The organism is Macrococcus hajekii (genome assembly GCF_004359505.1).
Taxonomy (GTDB): domain Bacteria; phylum Bacillota; class Bacilli; order Staphylococcales; family Staphylococcaceae; genus Macrococcus; species Macrococcus hajekii.
On the sequence record NZ_SCWE01000029.1, the window covers coordinates 1 to 423 of the forward strand.

The window sequence follows — 423 nt, forward strand, 5'->3', positions numbered from 1 at the left end:
GGTTAATGTTGCGGCACTATGGCATCAAAGACTCCAGCAGATACTTGAGCTGCCTGACGACTTCATCATGAAGAAAGATCATATGAAAGAAGATTATATGCTGATGAGCGACGTATCAGAAGATGAACTCAAAAAATCAATCCAGCGCTTAAAAGATGTAAAAAAAGGTGAGCTATTGTTTGGTAAAGTCTATCACCCAGATCATCCTTCTTTAAAATCTGATCAAGTTTTTATCAACGAGATCGAAGAAACATTTATTAAACTTCTTCAACTGCAATAAAAAAAGATAACCGTCAAACCGACGGTTATCTCAGACTGTAGACAAAGTCTCCTTAGGAGATGTTGTCTGCAGTCTTTTTTTGTTAAAATATAAGAAATAAATTCAGAAGGTGATTGTATTGATAAAGATGTCTAATCATGAGT

1 protein-coding gene is annotated in these 423 nt (G+C 35.0%); it reads left to right on the top strand.

Annotated features, from left to right (window positions below; all coding sequences use genetic code 11):
- Window positions 1-280: DUF1054 family protein (locus ERX37_RS11220; protein WP_133430749.1), on the top strand; the 280-nt coding region annotated here is incomplete at its 5' end.
- Between the last annotated feature and the right edge of the window lie 143 nt (window positions 281-423).